Source organism: Mesorhizobium sp. M1273, assembly GCF_040318195.1.
In the GTDB taxonomy this organism is placed as follows: Bacteria; Pseudomonadota; Alphaproteobacteria; order Rhizobiales; family Rhizobiaceae; genus Mesorhizobium.
Map to the genome: position 1 here is coordinate 269,794 of NZ_JAMYLV010000001.1, position 17,073 is coordinate 286,866.

General features: G+C 63.3%; 17 protein-coding genes. 5 read left to right on the plus strand and 12 right to left on the minus strand.

From position 1 onward, the window contains the following. Window positions 1–118 precede the first annotated feature (118 nt). Complete coding sequence (locus NKH30_RS01265) at window positions 119–1,036, plus strand: LysR substrate-binding domain-containing protein (RefSeq protein WP_352473365.1); 918 nt, start codon at window positions 119–121, stop codon at window positions 1,034–1,036. A 14-nt stretch (window positions 1,037–1,050) separates the two neighbouring features. On the opposite strand, the gene der is transcribed toward NKH30_RS01265, so the two are convergent. Continuing rightward, on the minus strand, window positions 1,051–2,484 hold the full coding sequence (gene der / locus NKH30_RS01270; protein WP_352473366.1) for a ribosome biogenesis GTPase Der: 1,434 nt from the start codon (window positions 2,482–2,484) through the stop codon (window positions 1,051–1,053). A gap of 6 nt (window positions 2,485–2,490) precedes the next feature. Continuing rightward, complete coding sequence (locus tag NKH30_RS01275) at window positions 2,491–3,156, minus strand: tetratricopeptide repeat protein (protein WP_352993874.1); 666 nt, start codon at window positions 3,154–3,156, stop codon at window positions 2,491–2,493. 205 nt (window positions 3,157–3,361) lie between these two features. Between NKH30_RS01275 and NKH30_RS01280 the strand changes: the two genes are divergently transcribed. After that, on the plus strand, window positions 3,362–4,354 hold the full coding sequence (locus tag NKH30_RS01280; RefSeq protein WP_352993877.1) for a polysaccharide deacetylase family protein: 993 nt from the start codon (window positions 3,362–3,364) through the stop codon (window positions 4,352–4,354). A 27-nt stretch (window positions 4,355–4,381) separates the two neighbouring features. Here the strand turns inward: NKH30_RS01280 and sbmA are convergent, their stop codons facing one another. The 3 genes from sbmA to NKH30_RS01295 form a co-directional block, all read right to left on the minus strand. Beyond that, a complete protein-coding gene (gene sbmA, locus NKH30_RS01285; RefSeq protein WP_352473368.1) occupies window positions 4,382–5,659 on the minus strand; it encodes a peptide antibiotic transporter SbmA in 1,278 nt (425 codons plus the stop codon). A gap of 116 nt (window positions 5,660–5,775) precedes the next feature. Beyond that, window positions 5,776–6,930 (minus strand): YbfB/YjiJ family MFS transporter, encoded by a 1,155-nt coding sequence (locus NKH30_RS01290; protein WP_352830761.1) that lies wholly within the window; start codon window positions 6,928–6,930, stop codon window positions 5,776–5,778. A gap of 113 nt (window positions 6,931–7,043) precedes the next feature. Continuing rightward, window positions 7,044–7,253, minus strand: a complete 210-nt coding sequence (locus NKH30_RS01295) for a hypothetical protein (RefSeq protein WP_352473371.1) — start codon at window positions 7,251–7,253, stop codon at window positions 7,044–7,046. Window positions 7,254–7,350: 97 nt separating this feature from the next. Here NKH30_RS01295 and NKH30_RS01300 point away from each other — a divergent pair, with 97 nt between their 5' ends. The 3 genes from NKH30_RS01300 to NKH30_RS01310 all read left to right on the plus strand — a co-directional run bounded on the left by NKH30_RS01300 (window position 7,351) and on the right by NKH30_RS01310 (window position 10,017). Continuing rightward, entirely contained in the window at window positions 7,351–8,265 is a 915-nt protein-coding gene (locus NKH30_RS01300) for a LysR substrate-binding domain-containing protein (protein ID WP_352917997.1), read from the plus strand. Between the two features lie 81 nt (window positions 8,266–8,346). Beyond that, window positions 8,347–9,603 (plus strand): aminopeptidase, encoded by a 1,257-nt coding sequence (locus NKH30_RS01305; RefSeq protein ID WP_352473373.1) that lies wholly within the window; start codon window positions 8,347–8,349, stop codon window positions 9,601–9,603. Between the two features lie 57 nt (window positions 9,604–9,660). After that, window positions 9,661–10,017 (plus strand): DUF488 domain-containing protein, encoded by a 357-nt coding sequence (locus NKH30_RS01310; protein ID WP_352473375.1) that lies wholly within the window; start codon window positions 9,661–9,663, stop codon window positions 10,015–10,017. A 195-nt stretch (window positions 10,018–10,212) separates the two neighbouring features. Here the strand turns inward: NKH30_RS01310 and NKH30_RS01315 are convergent, their stop codons facing one another. From NKH30_RS01315 to NKH30_RS01345, 7 genes are all read right to left on the minus strand, one after another. Continuing rightward, on the minus strand, window positions 10,213–10,566 hold the full coding sequence (locus NKH30_RS01315) for an ArsC family reductase (protein ID WP_352917999.1): 354 nt from the start codon (window positions 10,564–10,566) through the stop codon (window positions 10,213–10,215). A gap of 296 nt (window positions 10,567–10,862) precedes the next feature. After that, complete coding sequence (locus NKH30_RS01320) at window positions 10,863–12,290, minus strand: aldehyde dehydrogenase family protein (protein ID WP_352473377.1); 1,428 nt, start codon at window positions 12,288–12,290, stop codon at window positions 10,863–10,865. Window positions 12,291–12,324: 34 nt separating this feature from the next. Further along, entirely contained in the window at window positions 12,325–13,410 is a 1,086-nt protein-coding gene (locus tag NKH30_RS01325) for an ABC transporter ATP-binding protein (RefSeq protein ID WP_352473379.1), read from the minus strand. Next, the gene (locus NKH30_RS01330; RefSeq protein ID WP_352473380.1) at window positions 13,400–14,008 is read right to left on the minus strand and encodes a cupin domain-containing protein; all 609 of its coding nucleotides are present in this window, start codon (window positions 14,006–14,008) and stop codon (window positions 13,400–13,402) included. Before NKH30_RS01330 ends, NKH30_RS01325 begins: the two co-directional genes overlap by 11 nt. 178 nt (window positions 14,009–14,186) lie before the next feature. After that, a complete protein-coding gene (locus tag NKH30_RS01335) occupies window positions 14,187–15,257 on the minus strand; it encodes an ABC transporter substrate-binding protein (RefSeq protein WP_352473381.1) in 1,071 nt (356 codons plus the stop codon). Next, entirely contained in the window at window positions 15,242–16,120 is an 879-nt protein-coding gene (locus tag NKH30_RS01340) for an ABC transporter permease (protein WP_352473382.1), read from the minus strand. Before NKH30_RS01340 ends, NKH30_RS01335 begins: the two co-directional genes overlap by 16 nt. After that, window positions 16,117–17,004, minus strand: a complete 888-nt coding sequence (locus NKH30_RS01345; protein ID WP_352473383.1) for an ABC transporter permease — start codon at window positions 17,002–17,004, stop codon at window positions 16,117–16,119. The genes NKH30_RS01340 and NKH30_RS01345 overlap by 4 nt, the downstream gene beginning before the upstream one ends. Window positions 17,005–17,073 lie beyond the last annotated feature (69 nt).

Genomic DNA, 17,073 nt, shown 5'->3' on the forward strand with positions numbered 1-17,073 from the left:
TTCAGCTCCTGCATGGGTCGGCTGCATTCGGTCTTGACGCGCTCTCTCTACCGCCATAGCTTCGTACTGAATATCAGGAAGTTTTTGACGTAATGTCCCGAATATCAGGATTATTGGCATGCGACGCGTGACATTCGATCTCGACGTTCTGCGCAGCTTCGTTACCGGCATGGAGCTGGGCAGCTTCGCCAAGGCCGCCGACCGGCTCGGCCGCTCGACCTCGGCAATCAGTGCGCAATTGAAGAAGCTGGAGGAGCAGGCGGCGATGCCGATCTTCCGCAAATCTGGGCGTGGCCTGGCGCTGACGGACGCGGGCGAGACCATGCTCGGCTACGCGAAGCGGCTGATCGAGCTCAATGACGAGGCCGCCTCCGCCATCCACGATGTCGAGCTGGAGGGTTGGGTGCGGCTTGGGCTACAGGAGGATTTCGGCGAGGCCGTGCTGCCGGAGGTGCTCGGGCGCTTCGCCCGCGCCCATCCCAAGGTCAAGATCGAGGCCAGGATCGCACGCAGCCATGAGCTTGCCGAACGGATCATTTCGGGCAGCCTCGATATCGCGCTTGCCTGGCACAATGGCGCGACGCTGCCCTACAGCCGGCATGTCGCCGACGTCCAGATGCGCTGGATCGGCCCGGCAAAACAGATCGAGATCAGCCTGCGTGATGGCGAGGCGTTGCCGCTGGTGGCGCTCGAAGCGCCGTGCCTGCTGCGCAGCGTGGCGACCGAAACGCTCGACCGCGCCGGCCTGGCATGGCGGATGGCCTTCTCCAGCCCGAGCCTTGGCGGCATCTGGGCAGCCGTCGCCGCCGGGCTCGGACTGACGATCCGCACCGATATCGGCCTGCCGGCCACCGTCAGGGCGATGACGCCGGAGATCGCCGGGCTGCCCGCCTTGCCCAAGATGGCGCTGTTCCTGCACCGCAAGGAGGCCGAGCCCGACCCCGTGGCAGCGCGGCTCGGCGACATCCTGCTGCAGGCAGCGCTCGAAGCGTTGCCGCAGACGCAATCGGCGCCTGTCTTGCGCAAAGTGGCGTAAAGGAGAAGTGGCGCCTAGCGGCGCTTCTTTGCCTTGCCGGCGAAAGGATTGTCCGAGGTGCGCAAGGCGATGCGGATCGGCACGCCGGGCATGTCGAAAGCCTCGCGCAGGCTGTTCGAGAGATAGCGGACGTAGGATTGCGGCATCGCATCCGGCCGTGAGCAGGAGACGACGAAGCCCGGCGGCCGCGTCTTGGCCTGCGTGACATATTTGATCTTCAGCCGACGCCCGGCGACAGCGGGCGGCGGATGATGCGCCAGGATGCCTTCCAGCCAGCGGTTGAGCTTGCCGGTCGACACACGGCTGTTCCAAACTCGATGCGTCCTGATGACAGCGTCCATCAGCTTGTCGAGGCCACGCCCGGTCTCGGCCGACACCGGCACCGCCTGCATGCCGCGCGCCTGCGGCAGCAGCCGCTCGGTTTTTTCGCGCAGCTCGGCCAGCAACTCCTGGGGATGGTCGATCAGGTCCCATTTGTTGAAGGCGATCACCGGGGCACGGCCCTCGCGGATGATCAGGTCGGCGATCTGCAGATCCTGCTTCTCGAAGGGAATGGTGGCGTCGAGCACGATGATGACGATTTCGGCAAAGCGGATGGCGCGCAAGCCGTCCTGCACCGACATCACTTCGAGCTTTTCGTGGATCCTGGCCTTGCGGCGCATGCCGGCGGTGTCGAACAATTTTAAGCGGCGGCCATGCCAGTCCCAGTCGACCGAGATGGAATCGCGAGTGATGCCGGCCTCAGGGCCGGTCAACAGCCGCTCCTCGCCGATCAGCGCGTTGATCAGCGTTGACTTGCCGGCGTTGGGGCGGCCGACGACGGCGATGCGCATCGGCTTGGTGTCGTCATAGCTCGGCTCGGCGTCCGGGTCGGTGATGTCCTCGCCGATCAGCACCTCGCTGGCGGCGACCTCATCCTCGCCGGCCTCTTCGTCCTCGCCGAAGGCGCGCGCCTCGCCAAGTGCCGCGATCACCGCGTCGCGCAAATCGGGCAGGCCCTGGCCGTGTTCGGCCGAGACCGGGATCGGTTCGCCAAGGCCGAGCTCCCAGGCCTCCAGCATGCCGCCCTGGGCGCCGCGCGCCTCAGCCTTGTTGGCAACGACGACAACCGGCTTGCCGGACTTGCGCACGATCTCGGCGAACGTCTTGTCGTCGGGCATCAGCCCGGACTTGGCATCGATCGTAAAAAAGATCAGGTCGGCCTCGCGGATGGCGATCTCGGTCTGGGCGCGCATGCGGCCGGGCAGCGTCGAGGCAGCCGCATCCTCGAAGCCGGCGGTGTCGATGACGTCGAAATGCAGGTCGTAGAGCTTTGCGGCATGGACGCGGCGATCGCGTGTGACGCCGGGCGTATCGTCGACAAGCGCCAGCTTCCTTCCCACCAGCCGATTGAAAAGGGTCGATTTGCCGACGTTAGGCCGGCCGATGATGGCGACTTTGAAGGTCATGGACTATCACGACACGCCGCCCGAGCCGCGGATCAGCTCGGACATCAATGTCGCCCGCTCGCGCGTGTTGCGCGGGGCGCCGTCGTCCGCGGCGATCTGGTCGAACAGCTTCAATGCATCCGCCGCCTTGCCTTCCTTCCAGGCGGCAAGGCCAAGCGCCTCGCGCGCCGTATGGCGCAGCGTGTTGGTGTCGGCGGTGAGCGCCTCGACGCGGCTGGAGACATCGGCGAAAGAGCGGTGGTCGACCAGAAGCAGCGCTGCCCTGAGACGCGCCATGTCGCGAATGCCGGAGGGGATCTTGGTGTCGGCGGCGACCTCGTCGAAATCCTTGACGGCGGCGTCGACGTCGCCCTTGTCCGCCTTGACGGTTGCCGCGCGCATGCGGGCGAGCAGCGGATAGGCGCCGTAGCCGTCCTTCTCCAACGCCTCCAGAGCGGCAAGCGCCTCGTCGTTCTTGCCGTCATTGGCGAGCTTCAGCGCCTGCGAGAAGGCATCGCCCGAGCGGTTGGCGCGGGTTTCGTCCCAATAGCGGTAGCCAACGACAGCGGCAGTGCCGAGCACCACCAGCACGGCCAGCACGAGCAAGGCGGGACCGAAACGGTCCCACAGCGCATGCGCCTGGTCGCGACGAATCTCTTCGTTGACTTCGCGGATAAAACTGTCGTCCGACATGGATCAAAACCATTTCCTGCCCCGGCCGGGGCGGTTGATGAGCCCGCGTTTTAGCGAAATTTTGCCGGCATGGAAGGGGTTCGGCAGGAAAATCGCCTATTCACGAGGCAGTCGCCGCCAACGGCGGCCGACAGGTCGATCGTACCCGTGCCATATTTCACCGGTAGGCGTCGCTTCTACATTCCCTAAATCAAGTCAGATGCCTTTGCCCCGTTTGTCCCGCGTTATTGCGTTTTCCATTGCCGTGTTTGCTGCCGGCGCGGCTTTTGCCGACCCGCCGGCGCCGCCGGCAAAACCGAAGCAGATCGTCATTATCTCATTCGACAGCGCCCGCGACATTTCGCAGTGGCAGCGCAGCCGGGCGCTGGCCGAGCGCACAGGTGCGCATTTCACCTATTTCGTCTCCTGCGTGTTCCTGCTGTCGCCCGAGACACGCAAGGAATACACCGCGCCCGCCAAGACAGAAGGCAAATCGAACATCGGCTTTGCCGCCTCCAAACAGGAAGTCGCCGAGCGGCTCGAGCAGATCAACCTCGCCGCCTCGGAAGGCCACGACATCGGCAGCCATGGCTGCGGCCATTTCGACGGCAAGGACTGGAGCAAGGCCGACTGGCTGAGCGAGTTCGGCTCGTTCAAGCATATTCTCGAGAACGCCTATTCGATCAACGGCATTGCACCCGAACCAACGGGCTGGCGCGATTTCGCCCGCAAGTCGGTGGTCGGGTTCCGCGCGCCTTATTTGTCGGCAAACAAGGCGCTCTACGAGGCGCTGCCCGCGGCCGGTTTCCTGCTCGACGCAAGCGGCGTCTCGCGCGGGCCGGTCGAGCCGCCGACCGTCAACGGCATCACGCGCTTTTCGCTACCGCAGATCCCGGAAGGGCCGAGCTCAAGGCGGGTGATCGCCATGGATTACAATCTCTATGTCAGACATTCCGGCGGCTTCGAGCGGCCGAGCATGGCGGAAGAGTTCGCTGACCGAACCTATAACGCGTTCCGCGCCGCCTTCGATGCGCAATACCAGGGCAAGCGCATTCCGCTTGAGCTCGGCTTCCACTTCACGCTGATGAATGACGGCGCCTACTGGAACGCGCTGGAACGCTTTGCCGGCGAGCTCTGCATCAAAGCGGACGTCGAGTGCATCAGTTTTCACGATTATGTTTCGCGGCGAGGCGAAAGGCAGGCGGCGGTGGGCGGCTGAGCCGCAAGCGCCCGCCGCCCGCCAGTCTTAGCTTGCCGGCTGGTCCTCAGGACGCAGCCCGGCTTGCTCACGTTCCAGATAGTGCTGGTCGATCGCCGGCAGCGGCTCGCCCTTGATCGTGGCTTCGAACGCTCGCAGCCGCTTGTGGACTGACAAGAGCTCAACGATCGTTGACCAGGAATTAACAAGATATTGGAACGAGCTGGTCACTTGGCTGAACGCGGAATTGACCTGGTTGACGAGACCCAACGTCAAGGTTCCGGCGACCAACGAAGGAGTCATCAAAAAAAGAGGGAATATGGTATTTAGTTGCAAGTAGAGATAGCGGACCACATTGAAATAGACGTAGTGGAAATAGAGCCGGAAGTAGTTCTGGCGCACATTTCCGAACAATTCGGAAACGGTCGGCGGCTGCGCTCGGGACTGATCGTCCTCACCATAAACAAGTTCCTTGCGGTAAGCGGCTTCGACGCGCTGGTTGCGAAACTGCAAGCCGGGCAGCTTTATGCCGGCGGTGGCAATGCATACCGTCCCAAACATCGCCCAGAAGATCGCAGCCAAAACCAACGGCTGCGGCACCTGACCGATGAAAGGCAATGCCGTAATGTGCTTTGAGTAGGCAAGCAAAATCGGCATGAAGGCGATCAAAGTCATTATCGAATCAATAAAGCTGGTCCCAAGATCTTCCATGATCTTTGAAAAGCGCATCGTGTCTTCCTGCACGCGCTGGGAAGCTCCCTCGATGCTCCGCACCCTAGGCCAATAGGACATGTAGTAGTCGTTCATCGCTGTCCGCCAGCGAAACACCCAATGGCTTACAAAGAAATTTGTCAGAACGTAAACAGTAACAGCCACCAGAGCGATGCCGAGGAAAGTTATTAACTGCGCATAAACATCATACTCTGTCGCCTTCACACTTTTGCTCACAATGCCCTGGATCAGATCCCAGAACGGCCCGTACCAGGCATTGATCGCTACACTCACCTGAACCTGAAAATAGGTCGTGAACAAGATCAGCGAGCTGCCAAGGATCGACCAGCGGTCCCACGGGTGCGGGGAATACCAATGCCAGAAGGCGTAAAAGAGCAGCACACCAAGTGTAAAATAGATGTAGAACCAAAGGAACGGAGGCGACCAGAAAACGGAAACGCCAATGATCGGCGCCGCGTCCGCTGCAGGGAGGGGAAATCCGACCAAAGCGCCTAGCTGGTCGCCGCCGAGAAACCACACGGCCACCATGACCGCACTCCAGACGGCGGCCGAGGTGAAAAAGAGCTTCGGCTGCGGAAAAAACGATACGAACACTGTGGCGAAATCCTCGGTCGGCGCAAATCAGCGGCGTTGGTCAGCGGGCATAAAGTCACACATTAGTGGGAAAGAAAATGCCCGTGCCCGATGCCCGCAACCGAGCAAGACCATAATCATGGCGATTTTGGCGCAGCCGACCAGGCGATCGCGCCGGAAGCGAGCAGGACGGCGGCGGCCACGATCGAGGCAAGGAAAAAGTTGCCCGAGGCCTGCGCAAGCAGCCCGGCGACGATCGGGCCGATGATCTGGCCGAGGCCGAAGGCGGCCGTCATCACCGCCAGCATCCGGCGTGGTGCTTGCGGAGCAAGCTGCCTGCCGGCCTGCAGGCCAAGCGCGGTGATGGCTATGAAGGTGCCGCCGACAAGAAGGCCGCCGAGCAGCGGCCCGGTGCGCCCGCCCATGACGACACTGGCGCTGACGCCGACCACCTCGACCAGGCACCCCAGTGCGTAGGTGGCATAGAGCCCGATCCTGGCCGTAAGCTTCTGCCACAGCCAGACCGAGGGGAAACCGGCAAGGCCGGTGACCATCCAGACCACGGCCTCGAAGACGCGGCCGCCGCCGCCCTGGCGGACGATGGCGACCAGGAACGTTGCCGTGACGATGTAGCCGAAGCCGAACAGGCCGTAGGCGACAATGATCTTCACCAGCGACCGGTCTTTCGGCAGTGCCGGCTCGCTCCCGGTGGTGCTGTTCGCGGCCGAGGTGCCGCCGGCCAGCAAGGCGACGGCGGCAAAGCCGCAGGCCGAAATCACCGCCGACCACAGCCAGCCCGCCGCCCAGCCGGCATGTTCGGTGACGAGGAGCGCCAACAGCGCCGAGGATGCCGCGATGCCGAGGCCGACACCGCCGAAATACAGCGCCTGCAGGTCGTTTCGCCCGGCCGCGGCGAGATGACCGAAAACGATGCTGGTCATGAAGACCAGCACGAAGGCACTGGCGAGGCCGGCAAGAAAGCGGATGAGGAGAAAGCCGGGCATGGTGCCGCTCAGGCCCATCAGGCCGGCGAGGATCGCGGTGGCGGCAAGGCCGGCCAGCATCAGCTGGCGCTCGCGGCCTTGCGCCCAGCCGCCGGTGGCGGCAAGCGCGCCGACGAGGTAGCCGAGATAATTGGCCGATGCGATCCAGCCGGCATCGGCCGGCGACAGGCCGAGCTCTTCCATCATGCCGGGCAGGATCGGCGTATAGACGAAACGGCCGATGCCCATGGCGACGGCCAGGGCGATCATGCCGGCGATTGCCAGGCGCAAGGGCGAAGCGATGTTCATCGCGGTGCACCATAGGTGCGCCTGCCGGCGAGACAATCCGCCTTTTATTGGGCCAGAAGGGCTGCGCAGCCGCGTCGGCGGCCGGCTCACCTGAAGTGCCAGCAAGTCCTTGTTCAGCCGCAGCAGGTCCTTGGCGGGGCCGTCTCGAAGCGGGTACGACGCGCGGTCAGCCTGAACGGCATGTCGGCGAGTTCGCGCTCCGACATGGTGTCGAGCACCGGATGCGACAGCGGATCGGTCACCCAATTGATGGCCTCGCTGTCATGCCGGTGCGGCTGCGTTCCGATCGGGGAAAAGGCGCCGAGCCATGATAAAATCTTCATCGGATTTGCCTCCTCACTCTGCGTAACCCACTTAGAATCCGCCGTTCGGCAGCGTCTGGCAATTGAGATTTCCGCCGCTCCAGTTTAGAAAAACTGTATGGCTATGCTGAACCGCGTCCATCTCAACGGCTTGCGCGCCGTCGAGGCCGTCGCCCGCCTGGGCTCGCTTGCGGCGGCGGCCGGCGAGCTCAACGTCTCGGTCAGCGCCGTCAGCCAGCAGATCAACCGGACCGAAAAGCAGCTCGGCCGGGCGCTGTTCGACCGAACGCCAGCTGGCCTGGTGGCGACGGAATTCGGCACCGTCTTTACCGCGCGGCTCAGCGCAGGCTTCCGCGAACTCGCACAGGCGGTGGCGCTTGCCGATGAAAGCTCGGAGTGCACGCTGGTGGTTTCGGTGGCGCCGGCTTTCGCCTCGAAATGGCTGCTGCCGCGGCTGTCACGGCATTTTGCCCGCCATCCGAACGTGCTCCTGCGCATCGATGCCTCGGTGCGGCTTGCCGATCTCGATCGTTCGGACATCGACGTCGCCATTCGGCTCGGCGACGGCAAATGGCCGGGCGGGCGGGCCGAATTGCTGCTGGCGCAGGAGGTGTTTCCGGTCTGTGCACCGGTGATCGCCAGCAAGCTGAAATCGATCGAAGACCTTGCTTTGACCTGTGCGATCACCGACGAAAGGTCGATGATCAGTTGGAAGAGCTGGTTCGAAGCCGCCGGGGTGGAGCCGGTCACCTTCATGAAAGGCGCGCGCTTCACAGATCCGATGCTGTGCCTGGAATCGGCGATTGCCGGTCACGGCGTCATGCTCGGCTGGCAGTTGCTGGCCGCCGACGCGCTGGCCGACGGCCGTCTCGTTGCGCCGTTCGGCATACGCGCCCAGAGCGGCCTCGGCTATTGGCTGGTAACTTCGGCTAGCAAGAGCGAAAGTCGCAAAGTCAGGGATTTCAAGACCTGGATCCGCGAAGAGATCGAGGCGACGATGGCGCAGTTCAGATCGCTCGAGAGGGCCAGCTAGACCTGCCGGCGTCATCAGAGTGGAAAGGTCGGCAGCGCCGGTCTATGTAAGAAACAGTCCCCAATCACGGCAGGCAGGATCATGACCACACATTCGCGCGGCGTTTCCGCAAGCATCGACCCGGTGAAGCTCGACAGGCTGGCGGAGGTCGCCGTCAAGGTCGGGCTGCAATTGCAGCCGGGGCAGGATCTGGTGCTGACCTCGTCTATCGCCGCGCTGCCTCTGACGCGGCGGATCATCGAGCACGCCTACAAGGCAGGTGCCGGCCTGGTGACGCCGATCTTCAACGACGATGAGATCACTCTCGCGCGCTTCCGCTACGGCGCCGACGCCGGTTTCGACCGCGCCGCCGGCTGGCTCTACGAAGGCATGGCAAAAGCCTTCGCAAACAATGCGGCTAGGCTCGCCGTGCGCGGCGAGGATCCGTCGCTGCTTTCGGCGCAGGACCCGGCAAAGGTGGCGCGTGCCAACAAGGCGAATTCGATGGCCTACAAGCCGGCGCTGGAGAAGATCACCGGCTTCGACATCAACTGGAACATCGTCGCCTATCCCGATCAGGCCTGGGCCAAGCAGGTATTCCCGGACGACGCCGACGACGTCGCCGTGGCCAAGCTCGCCGAGGCTATCTTTGCCGCCTCGCGGGTGGATGTCGAAGACCCGATCGGCAATTGGACGGCGCACAATGCGGCGTTGAAGAGCCGCACCGAATGGCTGAACGGCCACAATTTCCACGCGCTGCATTTCACCGGCCCCGGCACCGACCTGACCGTCGGGCTGGCCGACGGCCACGAGTGGATGGGCGGCGCCTCGACCGCCAAGAACGGCATCACCTGCAACCCCAACATCCCGACCGAAGAGGTTTTCACCACACCGCATGCAAGGCGCGTCGAAGGCCATGTCACCAGCACCAAGCCGCTGTCCTATCAGGGTACCCTGATCGACGGCATTGCGGTGCGTTTCGAGGCGGGCCGCATTGTCGAGGCCAAGGCCACGAAAGGCGAGGATGTGCTGCAAAAGGTGCTCGATACCGACGAAGGCTCGCGCCGTCTCGGCGAGGTGGCGCTGGTGCCGCATTCCTCGCCGATCGCCAAGAGCGGGCTGCTGTTTTTCAACACGCTGTTCGACGAGAACGCCGCCTGCCACATCGCGCTCGGCCAGTGCTATTCGAAGTGCTTCGTCGACGGCGCCTCGCTCGGCCAGGACGAGATCGCGGCGCGCGGCGGCAACAAGAGTTTCATCCACATCGACTGGATGATCGGCTCGGACAAGATCGACATAGACGGCGTCCATAAGGACGGCAGCCGCGTGCCGGTGATGCGCAAGGGCGAGTGGGTTTAGGCCCGGGATCTCTAAGCGAAGACCAGCAAGCAGCGGCGCCTGCTGGCCCATGCGGAGTTGGCAATGGAGCTCGCGGTCAAGCGCATCTATGAGCAGCCGGCGCCCGATGACGGGCAGCGGGTGCTCGTCGACCGTATATGGCCTCGCGGCGTCCGCAAAGAGGACGCGGCGCTGACGGTCTGGCTGAAGGACATCGCGCCGAGCAATGGGTTGCGCAAATGGTTCGGTCATGAGCCGGCGCGCTGGGCGGAATTCCAGCGGCGATACCGCGATGAGCTCGACCGGAACGGCGAGGCGGTGACGGAACTACGTGCCTTGCTCCGTGAAGGCAAGGTGACGCTGCTCTACGGCGCCCATGACGAGGCGCACAACAATGCGGCGGCACTGGCGAGCTATTTACGTGGGATCAATTAGTCACGCCGCCGGGACAGCGCCCCCTCTGGCCTGCCGGCCATCTCCCCCACTTGGGGGGAGATCGGATGTCGCCGGCTTTCGCCAATCTCCAAGGTCGCAGTGGTGAGCGGAGCGCCGAAGCTGCCAATCTCCACCCTCGTGGGGGAGATGTCCGGCAGGACAGAGGGGGGCGCGACGGATCGCGGCGGGTCGGTTCTACTTCCCACTCACCGCCTCTTGATAAACATCAGGCTTGAAGCCGACGAGAACCCTGTCGCCAAGTTCCAGCACCGGACGCTTGATCATCGTCGGTTTGGCCAGCATCAGCGCCTTGGCCTTGTTCTCGTCCAAGCCCAGTCTGTCCTCGTCCGACAGTTCACGGAACGTTGTGCTCGCCTTGTTGAGCAGGATTTCCCAGCCGACCTTGCCTGACCAGCCGTCCAGCCGATCCGCTTCAAGCCCGTCTGCCCTGTAGTCGTGAAAGCGATAGGCAACATCGTGGCTCGCCAGCCAGGAACGCGCCTTCTTGACCGTATCGCAATTGGTGATGCCGTACATGGTGATCGTCAAAACGGATCCTCGGACCGGTCGATTCTAGCGGCACCGTAAAACCGCGCCTCTCGGTTTTCCAGCGGCCTCGCCGGCCGTCGGCGATTTTCACGCTTGTCACGAGGACATGGGCTTTCACGACGGCTGGGGCACGGTGGCGGATCAGTTGGCCGACTATCTCATGACGATCTGAGGCGACCCTGCTTCGCACTCACATTGCGGCCACGAAGCCGTCGTGGCCGTTCAACCGAACGCCGGTGCCGAGGCACCAACGCTCGCAACAAACTTGACGTTGGCGTAATGCCAATGTTGAACGCTCAGGCGCCGTAGCCGATGATGCCCTTGATCTCGAGGAAATCGTGGATCGCCCAGTCGGCGTATTCGCGGCCGTTGCCGGACTGCTTGTAGCCGCCGAAGGGCGCGAACGTATCCCATTCCGGATAGTTGATCGACACCTGCCCGGCGCGCAGCCGGCTGGCAATCTTGCGGGCGTGGTCGATATCCCCGGACTGCACATAGGCAGCCAGGCCATAGACGGTGTCGTTGGCGATCTTCACCGCATCATCATCGTCATCGTAGGAGATGACCGACAGGACCGGCCCGAAAATCTCCTCCTTCTCGATGGTCATGCCAGGCCTGACGTGGCCGAAAACGGTCGGTCGCACATAATAGCCACGGTTGAGGTGTTCCGGCCGGCCGAGGCCGCCGGTGACCAGCGTCGCACCCTCGGCGATACCTGCCTCGATCAACCGCTGGATCTTGTCGAACTGGACGTTGCTGACCACCGGCCCGAGCTTGGTCTCCTCCGAGCGCGGGTCGCCGACCTTGTGCCGTTCGGCGGCCTTCCTGGCGATCGTCAGCGCCTCGTCGTGGCGGGCGGCCGGCACCAGCATGCGGGTCGGCGCATCGCAAGACTGGCCGCTATTGCCGAAGCAGGCGTTGACACCCTTGCGCACCGCCGTCTCGAAGTCAGCGTCGGGCAGCACGATGTTGGCCGATTTGCCGCCGAGCTCCTGCGCCACGCGCTTTACCGTCTCGGCCGCCGTCTTGGCGACGATGATGCCGGCCCGGGTCGATCCGGTGAACGAGACCATGTCGACATCGGGATGGCCAGCCATGACCTGGCCGACATCCGGACCGGTGCCATTCACCATATTGTAGACGCCCTTCGGCGTGCCGGCGGCGTCCATCACCTCGGAAAAGATGATGCCGCTGATCGGCGCGATTTCGGAAGGCTTTAAAATGACGGTGCAGCCGGCGGCGATGGCCGGCGCTACCTTGCAGACTATCTGGTTGAGCGGCCAGTTCCACGGTGTAATCAGCGCGCAGACGCCGATCGGCTCCTTGACCACCATGGTGGTGCCGCGCTTCTCGCTGAATTCGTAATCCTCCAGCGCCTTGATGGTGGCTTCCATATGCGCCCTGCCCGCCCAGGCCTGCGCCTCGCGCGCCCACCTGATCGGCGCGCCCATTTCCTGGCTGACCGCCTGGGCGATGTCCTCGTAGCGCTCATTGTAGACTTCGAGGATACGCTTCAGCAGCTTCAGGCGCTCGGCCTTGGTCGTTTGCGAAAAGGCCGGGAATGCCGCCTTGGCTGCAGCCACGGCCTTGTCGACATCGGCTTTCGAGCCGACCGAGATTTTGGTGTAGGCCTCTTCAGTGGACGGATCGATGACATCCAGTGTTGCCGGAACCACGGGGCCGACCCATTTGCCGCCGATGAAAAAATTGAGATGATTGCTCATGGGCCGTGCTCCGGTTTTCTGGAAATGAGTGAGACTAGCTAGGCAGCATAGGGCAGTTGGCACCACGGCGCAGGCTGATATGCGCCACGTCGCCGACGCTGAATTGAAAACCCTCTGTCCGGCGCGGCGCGTCGATCACCACCTGTGTCCCCTGCCCCAACTCTGCATGAAGGCGCAAGGTGCGGCCGTGAAAGACGATGCTGTTCACCCGCACCGGTGCAGTACCGGCCGCCGCCTCGGTCGTCGCCAAAAGGTCCTCCGGACGCACGCCGATGGTGCGCACCGTGCCCTCGCCTGGCAGCTCGCCTTTATCCGAAATCGCTTCCAGCGGCAGAGCGCCGGCGATGAACCGCAAGCGCTCGCCGTCACGGCCGACAAAGCGCGACTGCAGAAGGTTCATGGTGCCGATGAAGCTGGCGACGAATTTGGTGGCGGGTCGATCGTAAAGGGTCGCCGGCGGCGCAATCTGCTCGATGCGGCCCTTGTTCATGACGACGATGCGGTCTGAGATCGACAGCGCCTCGGTCTGGTCGTGCGTGACCATGACGAAAGTGGTGCCAAGCCGCGACTGCAGCCGCTTCAGTTCGACCTGCATCTGCTCGCGCAGATGCGCGTCGAGCGCCGACAGCGGCTCGTCGAGCAGCAGCACACGCGGCTCGCAGACGATGGCGCGGGCAAGCGCGACGCGCTGGCGCTGGCCACCCGACAATTCGGACACGCGGGCGCCGAGCTTCTCGGCAAGGCCGACCATGTCGAGCGCTGCGCCGACGCGCTTTGCCTGTTCGGCACCGGAGAGCTTGCGCAGCGACAGGCCGAAGCCGACATTTTCGGCAACGTTCATGTGTGGGAACAGCGCGTAGTCCTGGAACACGGTATTGACGGGACGGCCGAAGGGCCTGAGCGCTGTGATGTCGCGGCCTTCGAGCAGGACCCTGCCGTTCGACGGGCTCTCGAAGCCGGCGATGACCCGCAGGCTGGTGGTCTTGCCGCAGCCGGACGGTCCGAGCAGGGTCAGGAACTCGCCGCGCGAAATATCGAGATCGACGGCGTCGAGCCCGATGATGCCGCCGGGGAAAATCTTGGAGACCTTGTCCAGCCGGACGAGCGGATCAGGCGCCATCGCGAACCTCGGACGGTTTGGTGGTGTTGACCCACAGAATCTGGCAGCGCTCGCTGCCCGGATTGCGGAAGGCATGCAGCAACGTGCTCTTGAAGGCGAAGCTGTCGCCGGCCTTCAGCCCGTATCTGGTCGAATCGACCACCAGCTCGACCTCGCCCGACAGGACGAAGCCGAATTCATGGCCGGCATGGGCGTAAGCTTCGGCGGTGCCGCCACCGGCGTCAACGGTCACCAGCATGCCGGTCAGCGTGGCGGCCGGCGGCGACAGCAGCGCCTTGGCGATGCCTTCCGATTTGACCGGGATCTGACGCCGGCTGTTGGCGCGCACACAATAAAGATCGTTGCCGACATCCTTGCCGTCAGCGATCAGCGCTGACGGCTCTATATCGAGGGCGGCGGCAAGCGGCCAGATCACGCGGACCCGCAATGACGACATGCCGCGCTCGATCTGGCTTAGCGCACCTATCGAGACACCGGCCTTGGCGGCAAGTTCGGCCAGCGAGAGATTGCGCTCCAGCCTGAGCGCTCGCACGCGCCGGCCGACCCTGACGTCGGCGTCGTCCTTCGGCTTCTCAGCCGCTTCGTCCAGCATGTCCATTCGTTCGTCCTTGTTTGGTTAGGTTTCCCTTCTCCCCTTGTGGGAGAAGGTGGATCGGCGCGAGGCGCCGAGACGGATGAGGGGTGTTGGCCGGAGTGCTGTCGGTGCCATCTGGAACACCCCTCATCCGTCGCCTTCGGCGACACCTTCTCCCGCAAGGGGAGAAGGAAGAGCGAACTCAGCCGCCTGCCTTGACCTTCTCGAACATCTTGGCGAGTTCGTCATTCTGCTTCATCGGCCCGGTGAAGATCGTGGTCTTCAGCATCACCTCGGGATCGGAAGGCAGCTGCAGTTTCTCCAACTCCTCCTTCGGCACAGCGGCGAAAGCCGAGCTGGTCGAGCTGCCATAGCCGTAGGCCTGGATCAGATACTTTCCGGAATCCGTTTCCAGCCGGCTGTTGATGAAGTCATAAGCAAGATCGACGTTCTTGGCGTCCTTGAGCATGACGAAGCCGCAAGCCCAGGTCAGCATGCCTTCCTTCGGCTTCATGAACTCTACAGGCACGCCCTGCTTCTTCAGCGAGGTGGCCGAGGCGTTCCAGGTCATGGCCGCGACCAGCTGGCCGCTCGCCAGTGCCTGTTCGACCGAGGTCATGTCAGTGGTGTAGTTCGAGAGCAGCGGGCGCTGCTCGCGCAGTTTCTCCGCCACCTTGTTCATCTGTTCCGGTGTCATGTCGAATGGATTGACGCCGGCCAGAAGGGCCGCCACCACCGGTGTGTCGTGGACGGCATCGATGGTCGCCATGCGCCCGGCATATTGCTTGTCCCAGAGCAGGTTCCAACTGGCTTCCGGGTTCTTCACCAGATCGGTGCGGTAGAGGATCGAGGTATTGCCCCAGTCCCACGGCACCATCCAGACCTTGCCGTCGCCGGCCTGCAGGTCGGGCAGGTTCTTGAAGACCGGGAAGATCGAATCCCAGTTCTTGATGCGCTTGGTGTCGATCGGCTGCAGCAGGCCTTCCTTGTTCCAGCGCGCCACCTTGTCATAGCAAGGGTGCGCGACATCGGGGCGGAAGCCGGCCTTGACCTTGGTGAAGGCGTCATCGTCGTCGCCGAACATCGAGGCTTCGACACCATCGGGGTGCGCGGCGAGGAAGCTCTTGTTGAAGTCGGGCAGTTCATAGCCCGACCAGGTGAAATATTGCAGCTTGTCGCCGGCAAAGGCGGCAGTCGATGCAAGCGCCAGCGCGAAGGCAGCCAGTCCGGTTTTCGCTGTCTTTGCCGTTATCGATTTCAAGTCGAATGCCATTGCAGTTCTCCTCTTTCGGTTTCTTCTGGTTTTGACAGGCTGGCGGGCGCTGGCCGCCGGGTGGCGGCAAGCCCGCGATGGCGCAGGATTTCGGCGAGTGCGGCGATGACGAACGACACGGCCAGGATCGCCGTGCCGAGCGCCATGACGGTCGGCAGCGATTTCGGGAAGCGCAGCTGGCTCCAGATATAAAGCGGCAGCGTCGGCTCGGTGCCGGCAAGGAAGAAGGCGACGATAAACTCGTCGAACGAGGTCAGGAAGGCCAGCATGAACGCCGAAATAATGGCGGGCAGGCTGAGCGGCAGCATCACCCGTCTGAAGGTCGTCCAGTCCGAGGCGCCGAGGTCGAGCGCTGCCTCGCGGATGGTCTTCGGGATGGCGGCGAAGCGGCTGCGCATGACCACCACCGTCGTCGGCAGCGCCACCAATACGTGGCCGAGCACAATGGCAATGCGCGACGGCCCGAAACCGGCGAGATTGACCAGGATCAACAGCGAGATGCCGACGATGACGCCGGGGATCAGGATCGGCAGCCGCGCAATGGCACTGATCGTGGCGGCCAGCGGCGAGCGACCGTAGAGGTCCATATAGGACACGGTGATGCCGCAGAGTGTTGCGCCGCTGGCGGCAATGGCGCCGATGACGAGGCTGGTGGCAAGCGCACCGGACAGCGCCGAATTGCCGTAAAGTGTGCCGTACCACTCAAGTGTGAAGCCTTGCAGCGGAAATGCCGCCTGGATCGAATTGTTGAAGGAAAACAGCGGGATCAGCAATATCGGCAGATACAGGAACACCAGATAGGCAAGGACATAGACACCCAGCCAGCCGCCGCCCTGCCTTGCATCGATACGCGCCGTGTTCATGTGCGGCTGCCGTATCGCCGGTCGGCGAAGCGCACCACCAGCACCACGGCGAGAATGACCAGCATGACGGCGACGGCGAGTGCGGCGCCGAACGGCCAGTCATTGGCCTTGCCGAACTCGGCCTGGATCAGTGTGCCGATCATTGTACTGGCAGGGCCGCCGACCAGCGCCGGCGTCACATAATCGCCGACGGTCGGCACGAAGACGACGAGAGCGGCCGCCAGCACGCCCGGCATCGAATTGGGCAGCACGATGCGGCGGAAGCTGGTGAATGGTTTTGCGCCGAGATCGGAAGCGGCCTCGAGCAACGACTTCGGGATGGTGTCCAGCGCCACATAGATGGGCAGGATGGCGAACGGCGCATAAGCGTGGGCGAGCGTGACGACGACCGCTGCCGGCGTATTAAGGAAGGCCAATGTCGGCTCCGACCAGATGCCGCTTTCGATCAGCGCCGAGTTCAGCACGCCATTATAGGCAAGCACGATCTTCCAGGCGAAGACGCGCAGGAGATAGCTGGTCCAGAACGGCAGGGTCAGCAGGAACAACAGCAGCCCGCGCCGCCGCCCGGCATGGAAAGCCAGATAGTAGGCAACGGGATAGGCGGTGACGACGGTTGCCAGCGTCACCAGGCCGGCGATACCCAGCGAGCGCAGCGTCACCGTCCAGTACAGCGGATCGGTGGCCACAGTGACGAAATTCGCAAGGGTGAAACCAGCCCCCAGCAGCGAGCCGTCATTGCCGCGAAAGGCGAGAAAGAACACCAGGCCAAGGGCGAAAAGGATCAGCAAGAAGGTGACCAGCCCGCCGGGCAGCAGCATGGCGAAGCGGAAGGCCGGCGAAGACCGGGTTTCCGGCAACGACTGCGTTACGACGATGGTCGACATCGGCTGTCCATCGAAATTTGAAATCGATTAAGCTTTTTTCATATTTATGAAATTGTCAAGCTGTTTCAT

What these genes read in the sequence shown, in the direction of transcription:
- NKH30_RS01265 (WP_352473365.1), top strand. Translation starts at nt 119, where the DNA reads ATGCGACGCGTGACATTCGATCTCGACGTTCTGCGCAGCTTCGTTACC.
- der (WP_352473366.1), bottom strand. Translation starts at nt 2,484, where the DNA reads ATGACCTTCAAAGTCGCCATCATCGGCCGGCCTAACGTCGGCAAATCG.
- NKH30_RS01275 (WP_352993874.1), bottom strand. Translation starts at nt 3,156, where the DNA reads ATGTCGGACGACAGTTTTATCCGCGAAGTCAACGAAGAGATTCGTCGC.
- NKH30_RS01290 (WP_352830761.1), bottom strand. Translation starts at nt 6,930, where the DNA reads ATGAACATCGCTTCGCCCTTGCGCCTGGCAATCGCCGGCATGATCGCC.
- NKH30_RS01295 (WP_352473371.1), bottom strand. Translation starts at nt 7,253, where the DNA reads ATGAAGATTTTATCATGGCTCGGCGCCTTTTCCCCGATCGGAACGCAG.
- NKH30_RS01300 (WP_352917997.1), top strand. Translation starts at nt 7,351, where the DNA reads ATGGCTATGCTGAACCGCGTCCATCTCAACGGCTTGCGCGCCGTCGAG.
- NKH30_RS01305 (WP_352473373.1), top strand. Translation starts at nt 8,347, where the DNA reads ATGACCACACATTCGCGCGGCGTTTCCGCAAGCATCGACCCGGTGAAG.
- NKH30_RS01320 (WP_352473377.1), bottom strand. Translation starts at nt 12,290, where the DNA reads ATGAGCAATCATCTCAATTTTTTCATCGGCGGCAAATGGGTCGGCCCC.
- NKH30_RS01325 (WP_352473379.1), bottom strand. Translation starts at nt 13,410, where the DNA reads ATGGCGCCTGATCCGCTCGTCCGGCTGGACAAGGTCTCCAAGATTTTC.
- NKH30_RS01330 (WP_352473380.1), bottom strand. Translation starts at nt 14,008, where the DNA reads ATGGACATGCTGGACGAAGCGGCTGAGAAGCCGAAGGACGACGCCGAC.
- NKH30_RS01335 (WP_352473381.1), bottom strand. Translation starts at nt 15,257, where the DNA reads ATGGCATTCGACTTGAAATCGATAACGGCAAAGACAGCGAAAACCGGA.
- NKH30_RS01340 (WP_352473382.1), bottom strand. Translation starts at nt 16,120, where the DNA reads ATGAACACGGCGCGTATCGATGCAAGGCAGGGCGGCGGCTGGCTGGGT.
- NKH30_RS01345 (WP_352473383.1), bottom strand. Translation starts at nt 17,004, where the DNA reads ATGTCGACCATCGTCGTAACGCAGTCGTTGCCGGAAACCCGGTCTTCG.